This is a genomic window from Mesorhizobium sp. B2-5-3 (assembly GCF_006441005.1).
In the GTDB taxonomy this organism is placed as follows: Bacteria; Pseudomonadota; Alphaproteobacteria; order Rhizobiales; family Rhizobiaceae; genus Mesorhizobium.
Genome location: NZ_VFUS01000016.1, coordinates 96,231 through 118,845, shown reverse-complemented (window position 1 = coordinate 118,845; position 22,615 = coordinate 96,231). Strand labels below are relative to the sequence as shown.

At 60.9% G+C, this 22,615-nt stretch carries 23 protein-coding genes; 16 read left to right on the top strand and 7 right to left on the bottom strand.

From position 1 onward, the window contains the following. The 3 genes from FJ867_RS26595 to FJ867_RS26585 all read right to left on the bottom strand — a co-directional run. The coding region (locus FJ867_RS26595) for a YihY/virulence factor BrkB family protein (protein ID WP_140819002.1) at positions 1-622 on the bottom strand (622 nt) is incomplete at its 3' end. A gap of 5 nt (positions 623-627) precedes the next feature. Further along, complete coding sequence (locus FJ867_RS26590) at positions 628-870, bottom strand: hypothetical protein (protein ID WP_140819000.1); 243 nt, start codon at positions 868-870, stop codon at positions 628-630. Between the two features lie 99 nt (positions 871-969). Then, entirely contained in the window at positions 970-1,275 is a 306-nt protein-coding gene (locus FJ867_RS26585; protein WP_140500644.1) for a preprotein translocase subunit YajC, read from the bottom strand. Between the two features lie 591 nt (positions 1,276-1,866). Here FJ867_RS26585 and cyoA point away from each other — a divergent pair. The 14 genes from cyoA to FJ867_RS26515 all read left to right on the top strand — a co-directional run bounded on the left by cyoA (position 1,867) and on the right by FJ867_RS26515 (position 15,498). Next, entirely contained in the window at positions 1,867-2,814 is a 948-nt protein-coding gene (gene cyoA, locus FJ867_RS26580; protein ID WP_140517451.1) for a ubiquinol oxidase subunit II, read from the top strand. Between the two features lie 2 nt (positions 2,815-2,816). Beyond that, positions 2,817-4,820 (top strand): cytochrome o ubiquinol oxidase subunit I, encoded by a 2,004-nt coding sequence (cyoB, locus tag FJ867_RS26575; protein WP_181168456.1) that lies wholly within the window; start codon positions 2,817-2,819, stop codon positions 4,818-4,820. After that, entirely contained in the window at positions 4,817-5,491 is a 675-nt protein-coding gene (gene cyoC, locus FJ867_RS26570; RefSeq protein WP_140818996.1) for a cytochrome o ubiquinol oxidase subunit III, read from the top strand. Before cyoB ends, cyoC begins: the two co-directional genes overlap by 4 nt. Continuing rightward, positions 5,488-5,898: a cytochrome o ubiquinol oxidase subunit IV gene (gene cyoD / locus FJ867_RS26565; RefSeq protein ID WP_140517457.1), complete on the top strand. Its 411-nt coding sequence runs from the start codon at positions 5,488-5,490 to the stop codon at positions 5,896-5,898. The genes cyoC and cyoD overlap by 4 nt, the downstream gene beginning before the upstream one ends. A 315-nt stretch (positions 5,899-6,213) precedes the next feature. Further along, positions 6,214-7,050 (top strand): heme-binding protein, encoded by an 837-nt coding sequence (locus FJ867_RS26560; RefSeq protein ID WP_246675111.1) that lies wholly within the window; start codon positions 6,214-6,216, stop codon positions 7,048-7,050. Between the two features lie 122 nt (positions 7,051-7,172). Then, entirely contained in the window at positions 7,173-8,933 is a 1,761-nt protein-coding gene (locus FJ867_RS26555; protein WP_224647516.1) for a methanol/ethanol family PQQ-dependent dehydrogenase, read from the top strand. A 49-nt stretch (positions 8,934-8,982) separates the two neighbouring features. Then, on the top strand, positions 8,983-9,783 hold the full coding sequence (locus FJ867_RS26550; protein WP_224655851.1) for a substrate-binding domain-containing protein: 801 nt from the start codon (positions 8,983-8,985) through the stop codon (positions 9,781-9,783). Then, the gene (locus FJ867_RS26545; RefSeq protein ID WP_140500652.1) at positions 9,780-10,313 is read left to right on the top strand and encodes a c-type cytochrome; all 534 of its coding nucleotides are present in this window, start codon (positions 9,780-9,782) and stop codon (positions 10,311-10,313) included. Before FJ867_RS26550 ends, FJ867_RS26545 begins: the two co-directional genes overlap by 4 nt. Further along, positions 10,310-11,323, top strand: coding sequence for a cytochrome c oxidase subunit II (gene coxB / locus FJ867_RS26540; RefSeq protein WP_140584239.1), 1,014 nt, complete (start codon positions 10,310-10,312; stop codon positions 11,321-11,323). The genes FJ867_RS26545 and coxB overlap by 4 nt, the downstream gene beginning before the upstream one ends. Next, positions 11,320-13,290 (top strand): cytochrome c oxidase subunit I, encoded by a 1,971-nt coding sequence (ctaD, locus tag FJ867_RS26535; protein ID WP_140818995.1) that lies wholly within the window; start codon positions 11,320-11,322, stop codon positions 13,288-13,290. Before coxB ends, ctaD begins: the two co-directional genes overlap by 4 nt. Then, the gene (locus tag FJ867_RS26530) at positions 13,287-13,892 is read left to right on the top strand and encodes a cytochrome c oxidase subunit 3 (protein WP_140500655.1); all 606 of its coding nucleotides are present in this window, start codon (positions 13,287-13,289) and stop codon (positions 13,890-13,892) included. Before ctaD ends, FJ867_RS26530 begins: the two co-directional genes overlap by 4 nt. A 40-nt stretch (positions 13,893-13,932) precedes the next feature. Further along, entirely contained in the window at positions 13,933-14,235 is a 303-nt protein-coding gene (locus tag FJ867_RS26525) for a hypothetical protein (protein WP_224656132.1), read from the top strand. Beyond that, the gene (locus FJ867_RS26520; protein ID WP_140584237.1) at positions 14,232-15,110 is read left to right on the top strand and encodes a cytochrome c oxidase assembly protein; all 879 of its coding nucleotides are present in this window, start codon (positions 14,232-14,234) and stop codon (positions 15,108-15,110) included. The genes FJ867_RS26525 and FJ867_RS26520 overlap by 4 nt, the downstream gene beginning before the upstream one ends. A gap of 1 nt (position 15,111) precedes the next feature. Then, a complete protein-coding gene (locus tag FJ867_RS26515) occupies positions 15,112-15,498 on the top strand; it encodes a c-type cytochrome (RefSeq protein ID WP_224684686.1) in 387 nt (128 codons plus the stop codon). A 692-nt stretch (positions 15,499-16,190) separates the two neighbouring features. On the opposite strand, the gene FJ867_RS26510 is transcribed toward FJ867_RS26515, so the two are convergent. Next, on the bottom strand, positions 16,191-17,180 hold the full coding sequence (locus FJ867_RS26510; protein WP_140558719.1) for an NAD-dependent epimerase/dehydratase family protein: 990 nt from the start codon (positions 17,178-17,180) through the stop codon (positions 16,191-16,193). A gap of 629 nt (positions 17,181-17,809) precedes the next feature. Here FJ867_RS26510 and FJ867_RS26505 point away from each other — a divergent pair. Further along, positions 17,810-18,619, top strand: coding sequence for an ABC transporter permease (locus FJ867_RS26505; RefSeq protein WP_181168455.1), 810 nt, complete (start codon positions 17,810-17,812; stop codon positions 18,617-18,619). Between the two features lie 3 nt (positions 18,620-18,622). Beyond that, on the top strand, positions 18,623-19,852 hold the full coding sequence (locus FJ867_RS26500; protein WP_140584235.1) for an ABC transporter ATP-binding protein: 1,230 nt from the start codon (positions 18,623-18,625) through the stop codon (positions 19,850-19,852). A gap of 9 nt (positions 19,853-19,861) precedes the next feature. Here the strand turns inward: FJ867_RS26500 and FJ867_RS26495 are convergent, their stop codons facing one another. Genes FJ867_RS26495 through FJ867_RS26485 form a run of 3 tightly spaced genes read right to left on the bottom strand, consistent with a single transcriptional unit; the run spans position 19,862 to position 22,612 of the window. Then, the gene (locus FJ867_RS26495; RefSeq protein ID WP_181168454.1) at positions 19,862-20,800 is read right to left on the bottom strand and encodes a glycosyltransferase; all 939 of its coding nucleotides are present in this window, start codon (positions 20,798-20,800) and stop codon (positions 19,862-19,864) included. After that, positions 20,797-21,675: a glycosyltransferase gene (locus FJ867_RS26490; protein WP_140500663.1), complete on the bottom strand. Its 879-nt coding sequence runs from the start codon at positions 21,673-21,675 to the stop codon at positions 20,797-20,799. Before FJ867_RS26490 ends, FJ867_RS26495 begins: the two co-directional genes overlap by 4 nt. Further along, entirely contained in the window at positions 21,668-22,612 is a 945-nt protein-coding gene (locus FJ867_RS26485) for a polysaccharide deacetylase family protein (RefSeq protein ID WP_181165251.1), read from the bottom strand. The genes FJ867_RS26490 and FJ867_RS26485 overlap by 8 nt, the downstream gene beginning before the upstream one ends. Positions 22,613-22,615: the final 3 nt, after the last annotated feature.

Below are 22,615 nucleotides of genomic sequence, written 5' to 3'. Positions count from 1 at the left end.
GCGTGCGATCCGGCAAGACCTTGTAGATCGCCGCGAAGAGCAGCCCAATTAGCAAGAAAGAGACAACGGTGTTGACGCTGCTGAGCACCAGTTCGCCGAACGGCAGGTGGTGATTGATGACATCGCTCAGCGCGGTGATCGCTGCGCTTGCCGCCAGCGATACCAGCAGCATGAAGCCCAACGCGGCAACCAGGCCGAGGCTTGCCGCGCGCGCCCGCACCAGGCGCGAAAGCGACAGGCCGTCGGCTTTTACCTTCCAGATCTCGTTCAACGACTGTTGCATCTCACCGAAAACACCGGAGGCAGTGAAGAAGAGCGTCACCAATCCGATGAGCGTGGCAAGCGTCCCGGACCATCGGTGCGAAGCCGTCTCGATCGTCGCCTTGAGTAGATCGGCACTCTGCGCGCCCATCGCGCCGGATATCTCCGCTGACAGGGCGAGCTGGGCCGCATCCTTGCCCACGGCCAGACCGGCGATCGCCACGACGATCAGAAGGATCGGCGCCAGCGATGTCGTGGCGTAGAAAGCCACCGCTGCCCCGTGGCTCAACGCATTATCGTCGATGAAGCCGGTGACGGCGTCCTTCAAGAGAATCCAGGTACCGCGAACCCAGTGTGGCATCTCCCTCATCCGTCACGCCATATCGGACGCGGAGCGTCGTGGCCTGTCCCGATTGATGTCACGATCGGTGGAAACTGCCCTGCACGCCGTTCTTTGGCCGCTTCCGCCAGTGCCAACACCGCGTTGCGGACCCCGGTCTGGATTGCGCGGTTGGCGTCAAGCCCTTCATGGCTCGTCGCATAGGGCTTCCAGTAGCCGATATAACGCGCGAGTTCGGCCACCTCGCCGATGAGGTCAAGCTTCATCAAGCGCAGCCCGTCGGTAGGGCCGGCGCGGCGAGATGGCGTGGATAATCCCATCCCGCGAGCTCGGCCTCGTTGGCGAGCTTTGCGTCGCGGGGTGATGCGTCAGCCATTTCGGGCCGCGCAATTTTTCTTGAGCCTTATGATCGCCGATTTGTGGACGGTAACCACCCCGCCACAGTCAATCCGTACGCTCAGCTTGTTGGTTTCAGGATCGACCCGAGTGACGTCCCCAACAAGAACGACTTTGTCTCCGACGTGAGTTCTGGGGGGCGCATCGATCGCATAAGGACGATCATAGGAGGGGATGCTCACCCTGGCGCGCCCACTGGGAAGCATGTCCATGACCGTACTCGTCAGGGCAACTTCATCACCGATTGCAACTTCTCGAGGCAGGTTGAATTGCAGCATGGCATTTCTCCCGAGACTACCCAAATCAATGCTGGCAGCTCGAGTTGGTTGCCTGAAATCGCACCTACATAGCAGGCAATCGGAGACGTGCCGACGCGGATCGCGAGCCGCGGGCTCAACAGCTCGCCGGGGAGGAGCACACGGGGGCGGAACCTTTAAGAGCCAAGCCAACCGATATTGCGTGATCGCGAAACGTCCCAGCGCGCAACGGCGTCTCGCCCGAGGTTGGGTTGCATCTTGTAGGGCTCGCGTTCGCCGTAGCACCGGCGGTACCCCCGAGTTGGACATTTGCTGTCCGTTTCCGCAGGAAGAGCATCCAGCCTGCAGCACGTTAGGCGCAGTCTCTTTTCGCGAAATGTTGAGGCGAATTGCGTGGCCGACAAGGCAGGCCGACCACACGGGCGCCAGCTTGCCGTAACGCTGACGTAGAACAAGTTGAGATCGGAGCATGGGCGCGCGAGACGCTCCGTCATCTCGACGTAGCGCCCTTCGCCGTTGGAGACAAAAGCGCATCTTTGCGGAACAAGCAGCCCGCGCCTCAGTTATGCAGGTACTCATCCCCGGGACGGCGGCTGGCTAAGATGTTTTCCAGTGTTACACCGTTGTAGTCGAGGCCTATCGCTTCTCTGGATTTTCGCGGCGGTAACCCTGTCGGGTTGCGCGGGAGGCGTGCTCGACCCGCAGGGACCGGTCGGCGCGGGGAACCGCACGATCCTCCTGAACTCACTGGCCGTCATGCTGGTCATCGTCATTCCGACGCTGGTCGCGCTGCTTGCCTTCGCCTGGATATTCCGTGCCTCGAACCGCAGGGCTCGGTATGATCCAGAGTTCACCTATTCCGGCCGGATCGAGCTCATCGTCTGGTCGATTCCGACGCTGACCATCCTCTTCCTCGGTGGCTTGATCTATTATGGATCGTACCATCTCGATCCTCGCAAGCCGATCGACTCCAGCCGGCCGCCACTCGAAATCCAAGTGGTGGCGCTCGACTGGAAGTGGCTGTTCCTCTATCCCGATCAAGGTGTCGGAACGGTCAACCAGCTGGTTATTCCAACCGGCATGCCGGTGCGTTTCAGATTGACCTCGGCCAGCGTCATGAACACCTTCTTTGTGCCCCAGCTCGGCAGCATGGTCTATGCCATGAACGGCATGCAGACCGAGGTCAACCTGCAGGCTGATCGCGAGGGCGAGTATTTCGGCCTGTCGGCGCATTTCAGTGGCGATGGCTTTTCGGACATGAATTTCCGTGTCAGGGCAGTCTCGGCTGACGCCTTCGCCAGTTGGGCCTCCTCCTTGCATGGCGGAGGCGGCGTGCTCAACGCCAGCGCCTATCGCCAGCTTGCCAGGCAAAGCATCAACGCGCCGGCATCCTCGTTCGGCCATGTGCAGCCGGGCTTGTTCGATGCGGTCGTGCACCAGACGCTACCTCCGGGGCCGGGACCTGCTGGAACCGCCGCCGGAGAGCCGCAGGTGAGCCCGAAAGCTGAGCCCAAGGCGGGAGCGCCGCCCATGGCTCACCAGCACGATGAAGGAGGATGACGATGCTCGGCAAGCTCGACTGGTCGGCCGTTCCCTTTGACCAGCCTATTCCGCTCGGCGCGGCCCTGATCGTCTTCCTGGCCGCCGCCGCCGTTCTGACCTGGGTAACGATCAAAGGCTACTGGCCTTATCTTTGGCATGAGTGGATAACCTCCGTCGACCACAAGCGGATCGGCGTCATGTATATCGTGCTGGCGGCGCTGATGCTTCTGCGCGGCTTCGTTGACGCCGTCATGATGCGCACCCAGCAGGTGCTCGCCATCCACGGGCCGGGATACCTGCCGCCGGAGCACTACGACCAGGTCTTTTCGGCCCACGGCACGATCATGATCTTCTTCGCCGCGATGCCCTTTGTCATTGGGCTGATGAATTTCGTCATCCCGCTGCAGCTCGGCATCCGCGACGTCGCCTTCCCGACGCTGAACTCAGTCAGCTTCTGGCTGACCGCGACCGGCGCGCTGCTTGTCAACATTTCGCTCGTCGTCGGCGAGTTCGCGCGCACCGGGTGGCTGCCTTATGCGCCGCTGTCGGAGACGACCTACTCGCCAGGCGTCGGCGTCGACTACTATTTGTGGTCGATCCAGATCTCCGGCGTCGGCACCCTGCTCACGGGCGTCAACCTGGCGACCACCATCCTCAAGATGCGTGCGCCAGGCATGGGCTATCTGCGCATGCCGATGTTCTGCTGGACCTCGCTTGCCTCCAACATGCTCATCGTCGCCGCATTCCCTATCCTTACCGCAACCCTGGCCATGCTAACCCTCGACCGTTATCTCGGCTTCCATTTTTTCACCAACGAAGCCGGCGGTAACCAGATGATGTTCGTCAATCTCATCTGGGCCTGGGGTCACCCCGAGGTCTACATCCTCGTGCTTCCCGCCTTCGGGATCTATTCGGAGATCTTCTCGACCTTCTCGTCGAAACCGCTGTTCGGCTATCGTTCGATGGTTGCGGCGACGATGTTCATCTGCATCGTCTCCTTCATGGTCTGGCTGCACCACTTCTTCACCATGGGCGCCGGCGCTGATGTCAATGCGGCTTTCGGCATCGCCACCTCGGTTATCGCCGTCGGCACCGGGGTCAAGATCTACAACTGGCTCTTTACCATGTATGGCGGGCGCGTGCGCTTCGAAACGCCAATGCTGTGGGCGCTAGGCTTTGTCACCACTTTCATCATCGGCGGCATGACCGGCGTGCTGCTCGCCGTTCCGCCGGCCGATTTCATGCTGCACAATTCGCTCTTTCTCGTGGCGCATTTTCACAACGTCATCATCTCGGGCGTGCTGTTCGCGGCCTTTGCCGGCTTCACCTACTGGTTCCCGAAAGCCTTCGGGTTCCGGCTGCATGAGGGTTGGGGCAAGGCGGCGTTCTGGGTCACGCTTGCCGGCTACATTCTGGTGTTCGTGCCGCTCTATATCGTCGGCCTTCTCGGCATGACCCGCCGCCTTCAGCATATCGACATGGATATGTGGGCGCCGTGGCTTGTCGTGGCGGCCTTCGGAATCGTGGTGATGATCGTCGGCGCCTCATGCCAGATCACGCAGCTCGTCGTCTCGATCAGGCATCGCGACGAGTTGCGCGACGAGACCGGCGACCCTTGGGACGGGCGCTCGCTGGAATGGTCGACATCCTCGCCGCCGCCCGTCTTCAACTACGCGCGGCTGCCGCATGTCGAAAACGAGGAGCCCTACTGGACCATCAAGCAAAGGGCAATGGACGAGCAGAGTCAGGAGACCGAAGAGGACTACGAGGCGATCGAGATGCCGCGCAATAGCCCCACAGGCTTCGTCACCGCCTTCTTCAGCACTCTGATTGGCTTCGCGCTCATCTGGCACATCTGGTGGTTGGCGGTTGTCGGCTTCATCGGGGCCTATGCCACCTTCGTTGTATTCGCCTGGCGCGAGCATGGCGATTACGAGATCCCTGCCGACGAGGTCGGCCGCATCGATCTTGACCGCAAGGCAGCCCAGCTTGCCTGGATGCGTAGACGCGAGCGTGTGGCATGAGCGACATCCCCGCCGGCACCGCAACGCGCGATCCCTACCGGCTGGGCCGCACCGCAGGGCATGGCCATCACGTATTCTCGGTGACCGGCCACGGCGAGGGAGGCCCGGCCTCGAAGTTCGTCACGGTTGCCTACGGCTTTTGGATCTTCCTGTTGTCGGACATCATAATGTTCTCGGCTTTCTTCGCCGCGTATGCCGTCCTGTCCAATTCGGCGGCGGGCGGGCCAACAGGCAAGGAGCTGTTTGAGTTGACGCGCGTCGCGGCACAGACGGCGCTGCTGCTCACCTCGAGCTTCACCGGCGGCCTTGCGATGCTCGCGACCCACCGCCGGTCAATGGCCGCCACCCAGTTCTGGTTGCTGGTGACCGGCCTGCTTGGTGCAGCCTTCCTGTTCCTGGAGGTGCAGGAATTCGCGGCCATGGTGAATGAGCAGGCGGGCCCATCACGCAGCGCCTTCCTGTCCGCGTTCTTCGCCCTTGTGGGCTGCCACGGAACTCATGTTGGACTTGGCCTGCTTTGGCTCGGCACCATGATGGCGCAGCTCTGGATAAAAGGCTTTCGTCCCGACATATTGCGCCGGCTTCACTGCTTCAGCCTGTTCTGGCACGCGCTCGACATCATCTGGATCGCCATCTTCACCCTGGTCTATCTGCTGGGAGCGTCATCATGAGCGAAATGGACAGCCGGAACGAGGACATGCTTGACCGCCGCGATTCCGCACCAGGCGAAGAACGCAGCGAGGAACACGAGGTGGCGGGAGGCCTTTCCGGCTATCTGCTGGGCTTTGGCCTGGCAATCCTGTTGTCAGTGGCGTCCTTCATTGCGGCACAAACCGATCTAATTTACCAGCCGGCCGTGATCTCGGCCCTGACGGTGCTTGCCATCGCACAAATGGGCGTCCATCTCGTCTTCTTCCTGCACCTGACGACAGGACCTGACAACACCAACAACGTGCTCGCGCTCGCTTTCGGTGTGCTGATCGTGACCTTGGTCGTTTTGGGCTCGGTGTGGATCATGAATCATCTCAGCCAGAACATGGGAGCGATGGATGCGCACCAGGCTCACATGATGCCATAACGCGGTTCCAGGTCTGTGGCCTGGGCGCAAAACCGCCTGTCCGTCGGTTCGGTTACCTTGCGCATAGCGTCTGCACTTTCAGGCGTCGAAAATCCATAGGTGCGGAGAGCGGTGAGGAGCTGGTCGAGCTGTTTGGCCCGGCAATGTCTATATCGGCCCGCTCACGGTCGGCGGCAGAATGAGCTGCTGCCCATGGTCGCAACGTCTGTGCCTTCCATCATAATTTCAGGAACTAGGAACATAGGGGCCTCGTCCGAGTTCCATTGAAAGCGTGGGAACATAGCTCAGTTTGCCAAGGGATCGGGCGAGGATTCCTTGCTCTGTGAGCGCTCCCACTTTCCACATTGTGTTCAACGAATGCTCCGGATCATGGGTCGCCCACAGCTTTCCTCCCTGGCTTTCAGCCTCCTGGTACTCGTTAATTGTGCATTGCTGCAAAGCAGGGCCTGGGCACAGCTACCCTGCCCCGCCGACCACGCCAAGCTCCTGGCTGCCCTCAAGGCAAACGTCAAAGCAAGCGGAGGCCCCGCCAATGGCGGCTTCGAGACCAATGAATGGGCGGCGATCGTTACGCGTGACGGGACAGTTTGCGCCGTTGCTTTCAGCGGCCCCACCAGCGATGCGCAGTGGCCCGGCAGCCGGCTGATCGCAGCCGAAAAGGCCAGCACGGCCAACGGGCTCAGCGTTGCCCAGATGGCTCTCTCGACGGCGAATCTATATGCTTCTGTTCAGCCGGGTGGCCCCTTGTTCGGCTTGCAGCTTACCAATCCTGTCGACCAGGCAGCCGCTTATGCCGGCGACAGCAAGACCTTTGGGAGTGCGAGCGATCCGCTGATTGGCAAGCCGATCGGCGGCGTCGTGGCATTTGGCGGCGGCCTTGCTCTCTACGACGGCAAAACGATTGTCGGCGGGCTTGGCATCAGCGGCGACTCCTCCTGCGCCGATCACAATGTCGCTTGGCGCCTGCGTGCGGCCCTGGGCCTGGACAAGGTTCCGGCGGGCGTCAACCCCAACGCCAAGGACGCCATCGTCTACGATCTCGATCCTGGCGGAAAGAGCGCCTCCGGCTGGGGTCATCCGTTGTGCGCGGGAACCGAGGCGGACGTCGCGGCGGAACTCGGCGCCGGAGTGGGAGGTTCGATCCGCAAATGAGGGGATCTCTGAAAGTGGCGGGGAAATACGCATCTGCGACACCAGACGGCCGAGGAGCGGAAAGGGGCCGCGGTTTCGACTTTAGGCCGTTGAAGTGGCTGGTGCTGGCCGCAAGCTGCTCATTGCTGAACGCCGCGGCCGCGCAGTCCGCGGTGACACCATCCATCGCACCGCCCGCCGCGGCCGCGCCACCTGATGACGGCCAATGGACAATGCCGGCTAAGAACTATGCCTCGACGCGCTACAGCGAACTGGCGGACATTAACGAGGACAATGTCAGGAACCTTCAAGTTGCCTTCACTTTTTCGACCGGAGTGAACAAGGGTCAGGAAGCGGCGCCACTCGTGGTCGGCAACACGATGTATATCGTGACCCCTTTTCCAAACATCGTCTACGCGCTCGATCTTTCCAAGCCGGGCGCGCCGATGAAATGGAAATATGAGCCAAATCCTGAACCTGCCGCGCAGGGCGTTGCCTGCTGCGACGTCGTCAACCGCGGCGCGGTCTTCGCCGACGGGCGCCTCTTCTTCAACACGCTGGATGGTCACACCATCGCGCTGGATGCTGCCACTGGCCAACCGGTGTGGAACGCGCATGTCGGCAACATCAACATCGGCGAGACCATAACCATGGCGCCGCTTGTGGTGAAGGGCAAAGTGCTGGTCGGCAATTCCGGCGGCGAGATGGGTGTGCGCGGCTGGGTCAAGGCGCTGGACGCGGGCGACGGACATGTCGTCTGGACGGCTTACGGCACCGGACCGGACAAGGACGTGCTGATCGGGCCGGATTTCAAGCCGCATTACGACATGGACAAGGGCAAGGACCTTGGCGTGACCACATGGCCGCCGGAAGCCTGGAAGATCGGCGGCGGCAACATGTGGGGCTGGATCTCTTACGATCCGGACCTCAACTTGATCTATCACGGGACCGGCAATCCAGGGCCGTGGAATCCGGACCTTCGGCCCGGCGACAACAAATGGACCTCTGGGATTTTCGCGCGCGATCCCGATACCGGAGCCGCGAAATGGTTCTACCAATGGAGCCCGCACGACCTGCACGACTACGACGGCATCAACGAGCAGATCCTGCTCGATATGAATTGGCAGGGTAAGCCGCGCAAAGTGCTCGTCCGCCCGGAGCGCAACGGCTATCTCTACATTCTGGATCGGACCACCGGGGAAGTCCTGTCAGCGACACCCTATGGGGCCGTCAATTCCAGCAAGGGCGTCGATCTGAAAACCGGGCGCCTGATCGAAAACCCGGACAAGAAGACCGGCACCGGCAGGGTGATCCGGGATATCTGCCCGACAGCATCCGGGCTCAAGGATTGGCAGCCATCTGCGTTCTCGCCGAAGACAGGACTGCTCTACATCCCACACAACAATCTGTGCATGGACGAAGAGGGCCTCGAGGTGAACTACATCGCCGGCACTCCCTATGTCGGCATGAATGTGCGCATGATCCCGGGCCCGGGTGGCAACCGCGGTGCTTTCACCGCCTGGGACATCGCGGCCGCAAAGCCAGCTTGGAACCTGAAAGAGAATTTTCCGGTGTGGAGTGGCGCGGTCGCCACCGCCGGCAATGTCGTGTTCTACGGCACAATGGAGGGCTGGTTCAAAGCTGTGAGCGCAAGGACAGGGGAATTGCTTTGGCAGTTCAAGACCTCGTCCGGGATCATCGGCCAGCCGGTCACCTATCGCGGCCCCGACGGGCACCAATACGTCGCGATCCTGTCGGGCGTCGGCGGTTGGGCCGGCGCGATCGTATCGGGCGACCTCGACCCGCGCGACGCTACCGCCGCGCTCGGCTTCGTCAATGCGATGAAAGACCTGAAGAACGCGACCACGGCGGGAGGCACGCTCTATGTGTTCCGGCTCCCCTGATGCTTTCGAGTTGAAGGCAGTTCGAAGACGCGAGGCGAACGGGCGTCTTGTGGCCGCGGTGGTAGCGTTTGCCTCGCTGCTCTTCGCGGTTGCCGCCGACGCACGTGAACTCAAGGTATGTGCCGACCCTAACAACATGCCGTTTTCCAACGCCGCTGGACAGGGCTTCGAAAACAAGATTGCCCAGATCATCGCCAAAGAGCTGGATGCAAGACTTTCCTATACCTGGTGGGCCCAACGCCGCGGTTTCGTTCGCAACACGCTCAAGGCAGGCCTGTGCGATCTCATACCTGGCACTCCCGCCAATCTCGAAATTCTCCGCGCCACCGCTCCCTATTACCGCTCGACCTATGTCTTCGTGACGCGGCGGGACAGTCCCGAGATCACGTCTTTCAACGATCCACGCCTGCGCACTCTACGCATCGGCGTGCAGCTCATCGGCGATGACGGGGCCAACTCCCCACCGGCCCAGGCACTCGGCCGCCGCGGCATTGTCGGTCATCTCGTCGGCTATCCAGTCTATGGCGACTATTCGGCTCCCAACCCGCCCGCGCGCATTGTCGAGGCGGTGGCCAGCGGCGAGATCGATGTTGCCGTCGTCTGGGGCCCGCTCGCTGGTTATTTCGCCGCCAAGCAGAAGACACCGCTGCGCATCACGCCCGTGACACCTCGAATCGACGGGCCTCAATTGCCAATGGTCTACGACATCTCCATGGGCGTCCGACGCGGGGACGACGGGCTGCGCGACGAAGTGGATGCAGCCCTTGCCAAGCACAAGGCTGAGATCGACGCGACCCTGGCCCGATACGGTGTGCCGCGCCTTGATACCGGCGGGAGCGCGGACCGATGAGGCGGAACCTCACCGTGCTCTTGTCGGCGATGCTGGCCCTTGCCGCTTGCCAGCGGGAAGAGCGCGACACACGTCCGCAATCGGCCCTTGGGTCCGGCCAACAGCCAACGCCGGTGACTGCGCTGGAGCCAGGCGGCCAAAGGCCGCTCCCGAGCGACAACAAGGCGGCCAGCTTCGAGGCCAACGCCTTTCATCTTAGCGAGGGCAAGCGCCTGTTCAGCTGGTTCAATTGCTCGGGGTGCCATGCCAATGGCGGCGGCGGCATGGGACCGGCGCTGATGGATGAGAAGTGGGTTTACGGCAGCTCGATCGAGAGTATCCACGCAACTATCCGGGACGGGCGGCCTAACGGCATGCCTAGCTTCCGAAACAAGATACCCGATGATCAGATTTGGGAGCTTGCAGCCTTCGTACGTTCGCTGAGCGGCAACGCCCCCTCCTCCGCCGCACCACAGCGTAACGACGACATGATGGTCCATCCGTCGGAAAATCGCCTCCCCGATGCCGCGACGCTGGGGAAATCGCCGTGAAACGATTTTTTCCCAAAGCGAGTTGCGCAGCCGCTCTCCTGGCGCTTTCAGGTTGCAGCGGCTGGCAGTCCGCTCTCGATCCGAAAGGCCCGGCCGCGGGCGAGCTCGCCTGGCTGATCTGGTTTTTCACTGCCCTGTGCGCGGCCGTGTGGATGCTGGTGATGGTCGTGCTGGTCGCCACCCTGTTCCAGCGAGTTCGAACAGGAAAAGATCCGCTCGTGCTCGACCTCGCTTCCGAACATCGCAAAATGCGCGTGGTCTTGACCGCGGTTGGGGTGACTGCGGCGATCCTAATTGGGCTGACCCTGTTGAGCTTTTTCGCCAACAGGACGCTTGCCGGGATCGGCTCGGATGAGGCGCTGACGGTCCGCGTGACCGGCCATCAATGGTGGTGGGAAGTGCGCTACGAGAATGCCCAGCCAAGCCGCATCCTGACGACGGCGAACGAAATCCATATTCCGGCCGGCGAGCCGGTTCGGCTTCTTTTGACTTCAACAGACGTAATCCACTCCTTCTGGGTGCCGAGCCTTGCCGGCAAGCTCGACCTCATCCCCGGACATATGAATGTGCTGGACATCAGGGCTGACAAGCCAGGCGTCTATCGTGGTCAATGTGCTGAGTTCTGCGGCGCGCAGCACGCCAACATGGGCACCTTCATCATTGCCGAGCCGCGGCCGCAGTTCGATGCCTGGCTGGACGACCAGTTGCGGCCTGCCGCCGCTCCGACCAATGCCGAAGCCAAGGCCGGCGCGGATCTTTTCCTCCAGCGGCCCTGCGTGATGTGCCACAGGATCGGCGGCACACCCGCAGGTGGCACGGTAGCGCCCGATCTTACCCATATAGCCAGCCGGCAAACTCTCGCAGCCGGAACGCTGACGATGAGCCGCGGCAATCTCGCCGCTTGGATCGCCGACCCGCAAGGCATCAAGCCCGGCTCCCACATGCCTGTAACGGCTCTCAATGGCGACGAGCTCAATGCCATCATTGCCTACCTCGAGGGGCTGAAATGACCAGCGCCGACCTGACGAGCGGACGTGACCTGCGGGCGGAGGCGCAAGCAAAGGGAGATCTCGCTCCCGAGCATGACGGACCGCGCGATACCGGTATGGAGCAAGCCGATCTCCAGCGGTGGCTGGAGCGCACCTGGCGTACGCCCCCGGGCATCATCGGCGCGCTGTCGAGCGTCGACCACAAGGTGATCGCCAGGCGCTATCTGATCACTGCCTTTGTCTTTCTGTGTCTGGGCGGGCTCAACGCAGTGGCTATGCGTGTTCAGCTCTCGGGACCACAGCGTGGGCTGATCGGGCCGGACCTCTACAACCAGCTGTTTACCATGCACGGCGTCACGATGATGTTCCTGTTCGCGGTACCGATCGTGCAGGCGACCGGCATTTATCTCGTGCCGCTGATGGTCGGCACCCGCAACATCGCGTTTCCGCGGCTGAATGCGTTCAGTTACTGGGTCTATGTCTCGGGCGGCCTGTTCGCCTGGGTGTCTTTCGCTCTCAACATGGCGCCGGACGTCGGCTGGTTCGCCTATGTGCCGCTGTCCGGTCCCGAATTCGCCCCTGGCAAGCGCGCCGACGTCTGGGCGCAGATGATTACCTATACCGAGGTGTCTTCATTGGCTGTGGCAGTGGCGACGATCGTCACGATCTTGAAGCAGCGTGCTCCCGGCATGTCGCTGGACAAGATCCCGCTATACGTCTGGGCGATGCTGGTCACCTCCTTTGTCATCGTCTTCGCAATGCCCGCGGTGATGATCACCTCGACATTCCTGATCCTCGACAGGCTGGTCGGCACACACATCTTCAACCCGGCCGAAGGCGGTGATGCCTTGCTGTTCCAGCATCTGTTCTGGTTCTTCGGTCACCCCGAGGTCTACATCATCTTCCTGCCGGCGACCGGCATGGTCTCCTCGATCATCCCGGCTTTCGCCCGGCGACCGGTGTTCGGCCATCTCGGCATGGTTCTGTCGTTGATCGCGGTCGGCTTCCTGTCCTTCGGCCTGTGGGTCCACCATATGTTCGCGACAGGCCTGCCCAAGCTCGGCGCCAGCTTCTTCACCGCTTCCAGCATGATGATCGCTATTCCCAACGGCGTACAGATCTTCTGCTGGCTGGCAACGATGTGGGACGGCAGACCGGTGATCCGCACGCCAATGTTGTTCGTGTTCGGCTTCTTCTTCATCTTCGTCATCGGCGGTCTCACCGGCGTCATGCTGGCCTCCGTACCGCTGGATCTGCAGGTGCACGACACCTACTTCGTCGTCGCGCATTTCCACTATGTGCTGATCGGCGGATCGGTATTCCCGCTGCTGGGTGCGGCCTATTTCTGGTTTCCTAAAATCACCGGCCGCATGATGAGCGAGCGCCTGGGCCGCTTGCATTTCTGGCTGGCCTTCATTGGCTTCAACGCCGCCTTTTTCCCGATGCACATCGTGGGGCTGTGGGGCATGCCGCGAAGGGTCTACACCTATCCGGCCGAGCTTGGCTGGGGGAACATCAACCTGTTCATAACAGCAGGCGCGGTGGTCTTCTTCCTGAGTTTCGTCCTGTTCACCTTCAATCTTGTGCATGGCGCGTTGAAAGGCGCAGCGGCAGGCAACAATCCCTGGGAGGCCGGCACCCTGGAATGGGCAACGCCCTCGCCGCCGCCGAGCTATAATTTCGCGCGCATTCCGGTCGTCACCAACGCGGAGCCACTCTGGGCCGAGCGCGACGCTCTTCCCGTAGCGACCGGGCTTCGCGTCGACGCGCGCGAGCTGCTGGTCTCGACAGTCGCTGAAGCGCATCCCGACATTCGCGAGAAATCGGCGACACCGTCGATCTGGCCGCTCTTTGCAGCGTTCGCCGTAGGCGGCACGTTTCTCTATTCGATCTTCACCCCCTGGGCCATCGTGTGGGGCGCCCTGCCAATCGCCGTCACCTTGATCGGCTGGTTCTGGCCAAAAGGTGATCTGGAGGACGAGGAATGAACGAGCGTCCCGTCACAGATGTTTCCGGTCTCCCCACCTTTGGGCATGGTCCGCGCAGCCCGACCTGGTGGGGCACGCTCGCTTTCATGGCTCTGGAGGGCACCGGCTTTGCGCTCGCCGCAGCCGCCTATCTCTACCTGGCGGTCTCTTGGCCTGAATGGCCGTTGAGTGCACCGCAGCCGAACCATTGGCCAGGAACGATCGTCACGCTGCTGCTGATCGCCAGCCTGGTGCCGAACCACATCCTCGATCGCTATGCCAAGCAATGCGCCATCGTGCCGGTGCGGATCGGACTGGTTGTCATGTCGCTGCTCGGCCTCGCCCCGCTCCTTGTGCGCTGGTTCGAGTTTCCGGCCTTGAACGTTTACTGGGATACGAACGCCTACGGCTCGATGCTTTGGGTGCTGCTCGGGCTCCACACCACGCATCTGATAACAGATGTCGGCGATACGATCGTGCTGACGGTGCTGATGTTCACGCGCCATGGCTATAGCGGGCGACGCTTCGGCGACGTCGGCGACAATGTTTTCTATTGGGATTTCGTGGTCGCAACCTGGCTTCCGATCTATCTGCTGATCTACTGGGTACCGAGGCTCGGCTGACATGCGCGCGGTCCGGTTGGGAACTTCTTGGGGTGGGCTTTTGTCGGGCCCGTTGGCTTGGGCGGTCTCGACGCAACTGAACTACTCGCTGGTTCCCTGGCAATGCAATCACCAGGTGCCGGTCGTGCTTCCCTTAGCGTTGCTGCTCGCCTTGTTCTCGCTTCTGGGCGGTGCTCTGTCCTGGCAGGCAAAGCGGCAAGGCGGCGCTGCTTTCAAAGCAGAACGCACGCGCGGTACCGAGCATTTTGTCGCCGATCTCGGCATGCTGGCGGCTCTCCTGTTTGCACTGGTCATCATCATGCAGGGAAGCGCCGCACTTATCCTGGACGAGTGTCTGCGATGAACCTGGCCACGCTCTTCTCCACCTCGATCTGCTATGGCTCCGACGCGCCCGAGGCCGGATGGACACTTGCGCTTCCCATCACGGTCCCGCTGACGGCCGTCGCGCTCATCTACATGGCCGGTGCGATGCGGCTGTGGCGCCGCAGCACTCGCGGCCGTCCGCTACGGATGCGTCAGGCGCTGCTGTTTGCCGCCGGCTGGAGCGTACTGACGGCAGCGTTGGTCAGTCCGATTCATGCTCTCGGCGAGCGGCTGTTTGTCGCGCACATGATCGAACACGAGTTTCTGATGGCGGTGGCGGCGCCGTTGCTGGTCATCGCCTGCCCCGCCCCTGCTCTGCTGTGGGCATTTCCCGTAACGTTCCGGCGTGCCCTGGGCACGGTCGGGCATGGCAAATCGCTGCGAGCGCTCTGGACCTTTGCGAGCCGGCCTGTCACCGCAACGATTGTTCACGGGATCGCGATATGGGTGTGGCACATTCCGGTCCTGTTTGAGGCAGCGCTCGAGCATGGCGTGCTGCATTATGCCCAACATGCGAGCTTCCTCGGCACAGGCCTGCTCTTCTGGTGGGCGTTGCTGCCGCGCCCAAGCCAACAGCAGGCCTATGGAAATGCCGTGATGCATCTTTTCTTCACCTCCCTGCACACCGGCCTGCTCGGTGTCCTGCTTCTTCTATCGCCGAAGCTCTGGTACCCGGAGAATGCTGCCGGGGCGGCAGTGTGGAATTTAAGCCCGATCGAGGACCAGCAGCTTGCCGGGCTCGTTATGTGGATCCCGGCCGGCCTTATCTATGGCGGGGCAGCGCTATTGCTGGCCGGCCTCTGGATAACGACGAGCGGAACCAGGAAGGTCGCGCATGCGCCCTGGCCCATCTAAATTGATCATTGCCGTGTGCATTCTGCTGGTCGTCGCGGGCGGCGCGCTCGCATTGTGGGCCGACCAAGCCCGTCGGGTGCAGCAAGAGGCGGATGCCGCTACCGGCGGCGTCGGTGCACGTGCAATACCGATCATGCTGGCGAATGGCTGCGCCGGCTGCCACACCATCACCGGTGTACCCGGTGCGGTAGGCCACGTCGGCCCACGCCTGGACGCCAGTCTATCTGACAGGATCTATGTTGGCGGTGTGCTGGCTAACAATCCGGAGAACATGATCCGCTGGATACGGTCAGCAAGGGACATTAATCCGCACACCGCCATGCCCTCCACCGGCATCACCGAGCAGCAAGCGCGTGACATCGCCGCCTATCTCTATGCTTTGAGATAGACCGCCGCCTCGGCGGGACTACGGGCTGCGCCCAGGACCATAGCCGACGACGGGGAACAAAGCTGCCCGATTACGGTTTGGACAGCAGCCGGCGCAGTACAAATTCAAGTCCGCCGTGCTGCTGGGCCATAAGCCCCCAGCCAAGAGCCCGCTTCCCCCTCCCTCAAGAGCGGGCTCTTTCCTTGTGGATCGATGCGGAGCGATCAGGGGCGAGGACTGAGGCGACATGAAGCAACTTCTGTCAGATCTCGCCGCAATGGCCGAACCCGGCTTCTGGATCGCCTTGGGGCTTTTAGCCCTGCCTTACTCCGTGGGAGTAATCTTCCTGATCAAGACATGCCACTGCCTCTGATCGCCCAGCCTTCCGATCGTACGGGCTTTGTTACCTGCCAGCGCAAGATGTGAGTGACCATCACGAACTGGAATCGTCGCCGAGGCCATCCGCGCCGCTCGAACACCCATAAGGTTGCCGACCACGCGTTGGAGGAGTTGCTGGGGGAGCATGCATTGCCGCGGAGGAGCCTTCCGCACTTGTATGTCGCCTTCGGTGGGCCCTGAACGATGCGCGGAAGCGCGCGTTCACAGCATCGAACTGGCCGGTTGAGCATACCGCGACGTTGGTCGAAGAATCCGGATTGCGGCGAGCACATTTCTCCCCTTTTTCGGTCACATTTTATCGGGGCGGATCCCACTCACACCGATGCGGCAACCATCGAGTCCGAGGAGACACTGGACAAGTCGTTCTGTTGCTGGCGGCGAAACCAGTCCAGGGTGAGGCGCACACCCTCTTCAAGAGGTATTTGACAGGCCCAGCCGGGGATGATCCTCCGCGCTAGGGTTAAGTCCGGACAGCGGTTCGTCGGATCTTGGGGAATCGGATCAACATGCACGATTTTGGTGCCTGGCACCAAGCCAGCGACGTAACGGGCAACATCGACAACGGAAATCTCACGATCGTTTCCGATGTTCAGGGGACCAATATAACCATGCTCCTTCCCCCAGAAGAATTGTTCTAGGCCGTCCACGATATCGCTGACGTATCCCCAACTCCGCGACTGCAAGCCGTCGCCAAAAACGATTATAGGTTTGCCGAACAGCGCATTCGTGATGAAATTTGATACTGCACGTCCATCGTCAGGTCGTGTCCTAGGTCCGTAGACGTTGAACAATCTTGCAACTCGAATGTCGAGCCCGCTCAATCGGTTACTCTCAAAAAGCAGGGCCTCGGCGCAACGCTTACCTTCGTCATACGATGAACGCGGCCCGGTGCAATCAACGGAGCCCCTATAAGTTTCCGGTTGCGGCGTTACCAGCGGATCGCCGTAAACCTCAGACGTGGACGTGAAACAGAAGCGGCCCCCGGCGCGAAGAAGGGTCAGAAGCCGCATAGTTCCTATTACGTTGGCCGAGATGGTTCGTACCGGATCTTGCATATACCAGGGAGGCGAAGCAGGCGAGGCGAGATGATAGATCTCGTCAAAAAGGCTCCCCTGCTGAAAATCTTCAACAGCCACATCTATCACGACCAAGCGAGGGTCGGCGATATGATCCAGATTGGCACGCGTACCAGTCCAGAAATTGTCAACAGCAACAATTCGATTGATTTCTTGCCTTAACAACAGTCGATCAACCAGGTGGGATCCGATGAACCCGGCTGCTCCCGCGACAAGAACACTTTTCATTTCCGACCCAAAGCTTTGCAGCTTGCTCAGGAGCTATGAACGCTGACTCGTCAAGCCGTCTGAATTTCCAATGAGATGTCACTCCCTCCACGCAATGATGGTTCGCGCAACGCGCATCGCCCGAACAACCCTAATCCGCGCAAATAGTACCACCCCATTGGACAATGGCACATCTTAAGGACCCTGTCACCAGCGGTGCAGTGCATACACTACACTGTAAAAACGACAGATTTCTGTAGCCTGACTATCTTCGATGGGCATAACATCACCACAAGTTCAATGGGAAATGTATCCTCGACAAACCCAGCACAGGTGGGAGAGTAGCGGTAGAAACTCAGACGGCCCGGGCAGGTGTTCGTTCGCATCCGGATCGAACGTAAAGTCCGTGTGCGAGAAATGCCCTCCTTCTTATCGAACAACGGGGATATGTGGCGCGATCTCGCGCCCCCGGAGGATCTGGTCGAGCATTAAGGGCGGCTGCTTGCGCTCTCGAATGGTGAGGTTCGTGGAACGGCAGGCACCATCAAAAGTGCTGATTGCACTGCGCGGAAATGTAGGCCTCAATGGGGCTGTCAAGGGAGGCGGACGCCATCATCGTGTCAGATCGGACAGGCGCGCAATCAGCTGTCGTGACAATCATCGATCCGTCCCGCAAGCGAGGACTGTTCGAACCTTCCGAGCTTTGGCGATATCGGGAAGTTGTGTTCTTCCTGGCCTGGCGTGATTTCAAGGTCAAATACCGGCAGACTTATCTGGGCATCCTTTGGGCAATGCTGCAGCCGCTCGTTGCTATGTCGGTCTTCAGCATCTTCTTCGGCAAGCTCGCAGGCATTTCGTCCAACGGCGCGCCATACCCGCTATTTGTTCTGTGTGGGCTTGTGCCATGGAGTTTTTTTTCGCGAGCCGTCGCCAGCATGACGGGCAGCCTCGTCAGAAACCAGGAACTGGTGAAACGCGTCTATTTCCCGCGTCTGATCATTCCCATCTCCACGATGGCCTCATGCCTGACCGATATGCTCGTCGGCTTCGCTCTTTTGTTCGCCGCCATGCTGGCATTCGGAAGCTGGCCGGCACCACAAGCAGTCTTCTTGCCGCTGTTCGTGCTCGTAATGGCTGCGTCAGCGACTGGAGTGGGCGTGGCATTGTCGGCGATCAACGTTCGCTTTCGCGATGTGGGCTATCTGTTGCCGTTCAGCCTTCAGATACTTCTGTTCATGACCCCGATCGTGTACCCAGCCAATCTCGTCCCTCAATTGTGGCGGCCGCTTTATAGTCTGAACCCAATGGTTGGGACAGTCGAGGCCATCCGCTGGAGCGTGCTGGGCACGCCTGCGGACTGGCTCATGATCTCGATATCAACGCTCTCCTCGCTAGCCCTTCTCGTTGCCGGACTGACTATCTTCTCAAAATCCGAACGCGCGTTTCCGGACCTGATCTGAGTGATGACCGACATCGTGATCCAGGCTGCCAATCTCTCCAAGGCGTATAGACTTGGTGTGGCGAACAACAGCTTCCCCACGCTGCGAGACGCGCTCGCCAGCAAAAGGCGGGGTCTTCGCGGGGAGGCCGATACAAGCCACCGCAAAGGTGCGGACGAGCCGTTCTGGGCGTTGAAAAACGTCTCCTTCGAGGTGCACGCAGGCGAAGTCCTTGCCGTGATCGGTCCCAACGGTGCAGGAAAGAGCACCATTCTCAAGATACTGGCGAAGATCGTGGAGCCGACTTCCGGCCGCGCGACGATACATGGACGGCTGGGAGCTTTGCTGGAGGTCGGCACGGGGTTCCATGCCGAACTGACCGGCCGTGAGAACATTTATCTCAACGGGGCCATACTCGGCATGCGGCGCATCGAGATCAATTCCAAGCTTGACGAGATCGTGGATTTCTCCGGGGTCGAGCCGTTTCTCGATACGCCTGTCAAACGATACTCAAGCGGCATGTACTTGCGTCTGGCCTTCGCGATTGCCGCCCACGTCAATCCCGACATTCTGGTGGTCGATGAGGTCTTGGCCGTCGGCGATGCCACGTTCCAGAAGAAATGCATCGCCAAGGCAGCGAGCATCGCCGGGACAGGCCGCACCGTGCTGATCGTCAGTCACCAGATGCCGGTTCTGCAGCGACTTTGCACCCGCGCAATCCTTATCGACGGCGGGATGATCCAGGCGGACGGTCCGACTCAGGACGTGGTCCGGGATTATCTCCAGACGCTTGAGGCCCGCGCAGGAACCGATCTGATTGTGCGATCCACGCGCACCGGGCGCGGCCGCCTCCGTGTGGTCGGCATCGAAGTTTTCAATGAAATGGGTCCCGTCGCGTCCGGGCAGCCGGCAACTTTTCGGCTTCAGGTTGATGGGCCGCGCGAAACATTGCAGTGCCTTGTGACTATCATTGATGATCTCGGGGATCCTGTGACCTCATTTGATAGCCGGGAGCATTCCCTGCATGACCGTCACGGCGAAGTCTACACGGTACATGTGGACAGCCTTATGCTGAGACCAGGGCGCTACAGGATTGACGTAGCGCTGGTGGCGGACGACAGGGTGGTCGAAGACCATGTCGAGACGGCCGCTGTGTTCGATGTCATGCCCGGTTTGCTCGACGATCGACCGGTCAGCGCCCAGCCTGGCTTTGGCAATGTCAGCTTCCCGCATCGATGGGTGGTCAGGAAGTGACGCCTGTTTTCACCTAGCCACGTGCGCAAGCTGTCGCCGAATCCTGCGCCGCTGCTTTGCTGTCCACATCATGATCTTCAGGGCAAGCCGTTCGGCTTTGCTTCCGATCGTTGCAGGCGTGACATAGGGCGCGCGTGCCAGCCGCAGCGCCAATTGGAGGCGGAAATCCCGCGTTCCACTTTCCATCATATGCTCCGCGATCCAGTCCAGAAAAGCGGCGCGGGCGGGGTGTTTCCCCATCCGATCGTAGAGCCCTCGCTGAGTGGCAATCGCCGAGGCCGAACTGGAATGCTGCCGGTAACGTGCGAGAGTTACAGGAGTGATAAAGGCTGGGAATCGCAGGAACAGCTTCGCCCACAGAGCCTGGTCTTCATAGAGCTCAAAGTGCTCCTCAAAGCCACCAACCGTGCCAACCGCGCTTCTCCGCAAGAGCACGGAACAGGTACACGGAACGTGGCCGTCCTGCATCAGCAGCAGCCGACCCAAAAGCCGGGGGGGCTGATGTAAGCGTGCGGCAAGTCCATCCGTCGGCTCGACCCAGTCGGAGCGCGCTCCATCCGGGTACCACCATTTGGTCGGCCCGAAAATCATTGCGGCATCCGGGTTGGCATCGGCTGCCGCCAGGACCGTCTGCAGCATATGCGGCTCGTACAAATCATCTGCATCCAGGAAGGCAAGCAAATCGCCGCAGCTGGCCGCTATTCCGGCGTTTCTCGCTGCCGCGGCGCCACGCTTGGATCCGGGAGGCCTGCGCAGCACCTTAATTCGAGGATCGATTGCCGCGGCATCATTGGCGATCCTGATACTGTCGTCCGTCGAATTGTCGTCAACCAGCAAGAGCTCCCAATCTGCAATCGTCTGGGCCCGGACGCTGGCGATCGCTTCACCCAGATTTGACGCCGCATTGAGGAAGGGGGTTATGATCGTCACCCGCGGCACGGAAGTCATCGCTGCAGCCGTCTTACGATGCTTCGCTTGCTCGTCTTCCAGGTTTCGCGCGCGAGCACTTTCCAGATTGCGGAACGAATGCGGAAGGAGGCGCCCTGATCCGCCATCACCCCATTCAGCCATCTGAGAAACGTGATACGCGCGGCTTCGTCAGCGCCTGCCCTGGCAGAAGCGGCAGAGCAGCTTTCGACGTGCTGGCGGTATCTCGCCCAGGTCTGGCCGGACACGTAGACGGGCGCGAATGCGAGCGCCTTCGCAAAGAATGTCTGGTCTTCGAACATCAGGCGAAAGCTGTTCTCGAATCCCCCGAGCGTTGCCAACAAACTTGAACGCATCAGGGCGTTGCAAGTTGTCGGCGTCTGGGCTTGGTTCTGCAGCAGCAGTTCCAGCAGCACGGGCGGATCGTATCGGGCGTTCGGTTCGACTCCGAGCGGGTAATAGTAGTCCGCACGACCAGCAAGCTTTGCCCAGCTATGCCAGATCAACGTCCGGCCGTAGATTAGACCGAGCGCCGGATCGTTTTCCATGATGCAGACTTGTTCGGACAGCTTTTCGGGCAGCCATGTATCGTCTGCATCGAGAAACGCGACATAGGCGCCCCGCGCCTCGGCCAGCCCGCGGTTGCGCGACGCGCTGATACCATGATTGCCGTTATCGGGATGGGAGAGTAGTCGCACCTTGCCTGGCAAGCGCTGCGCATAGTCGCGCACGATGACAGATGACCGGTCCGTCGAGCCATCGTCGACGACGAGGAGTTCCCAGTCGGTGAAGCTTTGACCTACAACGCTGTCAATAGCTTCTCGGAGATATTTCTCGCCGTTGAACACGACGATGATTCCCGTGACGCGCGGTTCTCGGCATGCATGGTCAGCCATGGCAAAGGACCGCGCGCCGGAACTCTATCTCACCCCAATCAGCGACCGTGACCCGCGGCAGTCGGAAAGGGTCGACCCTGAGCCCAGCTTCACGCGGCAGGGTGGTTACTGCATAGTCCATGCCAGCAGATCTTACCGCTTCGGCGGTGCTGTCGTCGAAGTCTCCGAAGGGGTATGCGAATCCCGCCACCCTCCGCCCTGTAATCTCTTCGCATTGTTGACGGCTAGCAGAGATCTCGCGTTCAAGACTGTCCCGTTTCAGCAACGGCAGGGATGGATGCGTGCAGGTGTGGGCACCGATCGAAACGCCATCGGTGTCGGCGAGATGCCGCAGCTCCGAATGAGTCATGGCGCGGTCACGCCTTCGGGGGCTGGCGTCGGTTCCTGCCCATCTTGCCAGCTGCTGCAGCGCCCTCCTCCGTTCGTGTACTCTCAACGGCTTCAGCAGTGCGTGCAAGCCGAAATGGAGCGCCGTGCGGCTGATGACGAGATTCGATTTCGCGCGCGTGGCGTCCTCCGTCACGAGCCAATCATAGTTTCGGCCTGCGATCTGGATCGCGAGCCTCTCCGGGAGAGCAGGCGTTTCCAAAGTGATGCGCGACAGAATATCCCACCAGAACACTGAGGGGTCGCTGAGCGCGTGGGTAGTGACGAAGACGGTCACAGGAGCGTTCATGCGTAGCATGACCGGCACGGCATTTTGCACGACATCCGCATAACCGTCGTCAAAGGTAACTGCCGCGGCATTTCTCGCTGGCTTTCCGTCCCGAAGCCGTTGTGCCAGCCATTGCAGGGGAACAATATCGCGCGCCTTTGTCAGGATTTCGATTTGGCGTGCGAAATTTTGTGGCGAGACCGAGAGTTCCCAAGGATCGACGCGTGGTTCTCCGACGCGATGATACATCAGCACGAGCGGCCGGTTGTAACCGGCAAGCAATCG

Bases quoted from the DNA above. Each gene is read 5' to 3' on its own strand.
- FJ867_RS26520 (WP_140584237.1), top strand. From the start codon at position 14,232: ATGAACCTGGCCACGCTCTTCTCCACCTCGATCTGCTATGGCTCCGAC.
- FJ867_RS26585 (WP_140500644.1), bottom strand. From the start codon at position 1,275: ATGCTGCAATTCAACCTGCCTCGAGAAGTTGCAATCGGTGATGAAGTT.
- FJ867_RS26500 (WP_140584235.1), top strand. From the start codon at position 18,623: ATGACCGACATCGTGATCCAGGCTGCCAATCTCTCCAAGGCGTATAGA.
- FJ867_RS26545 (WP_140500652.1), top strand. From the start codon at position 9,780: ATGAGGCGGAACCTCACCGTGCTCTTGTCGGCGATGCTGGCCCTTGCC.
- FJ867_RS26510 (WP_140558719.1), bottom strand. From the start codon at position 17,180: ATGAAAAGTGTTCTTGTCGCGGGAGCAGCCGGGTTCATCGGATCCCAC.
- FJ867_RS26490 (WP_140500663.1), bottom strand. From the start codon at position 21,675: ATGGCTGACCATGCATGCCGAGAACCGCGCGTCACGGGAATCATCGTC.
- ctaD (WP_140818995.1), top strand. From the start codon at position 11,320: ATGACCAGCGCCGACCTGACGAGCGGACGTGACCTGCGGGCGGAGGCG.
- cyoC (WP_140818996.1), top strand. From the start codon at position 4,817: ATGAGCGACATCCCCGCCGGCACCGCAACGCGCGATCCCTACCGGCTG.
- FJ867_RS26495 (WP_181168454.1), bottom strand. From the start codon at position 20,800: ATGACTTCCGTGCCGCGGGTGACGATCATAACCCCCTTCCTCAATGCG.
- cyoD (WP_140517457.1), top strand. From the start codon at position 5,488: ATGAGCGAAATGGACAGCCGGAACGAGGACATGCTTGACCGCCGCGAT.
- FJ867_RS26530 (WP_140500655.1), top strand. From the start codon at position 13,287: ATGAACGAGCGTCCCGTCACAGATGTTTCCGGTCTCCCCACCTTTGGG.
- cyoB (WP_181168456.1), top strand. From the start codon at position 2,817: ATGCTCGGCAAGCTCGACTGGTCGGCCGTTCCCTTTGACCAGCCTATT.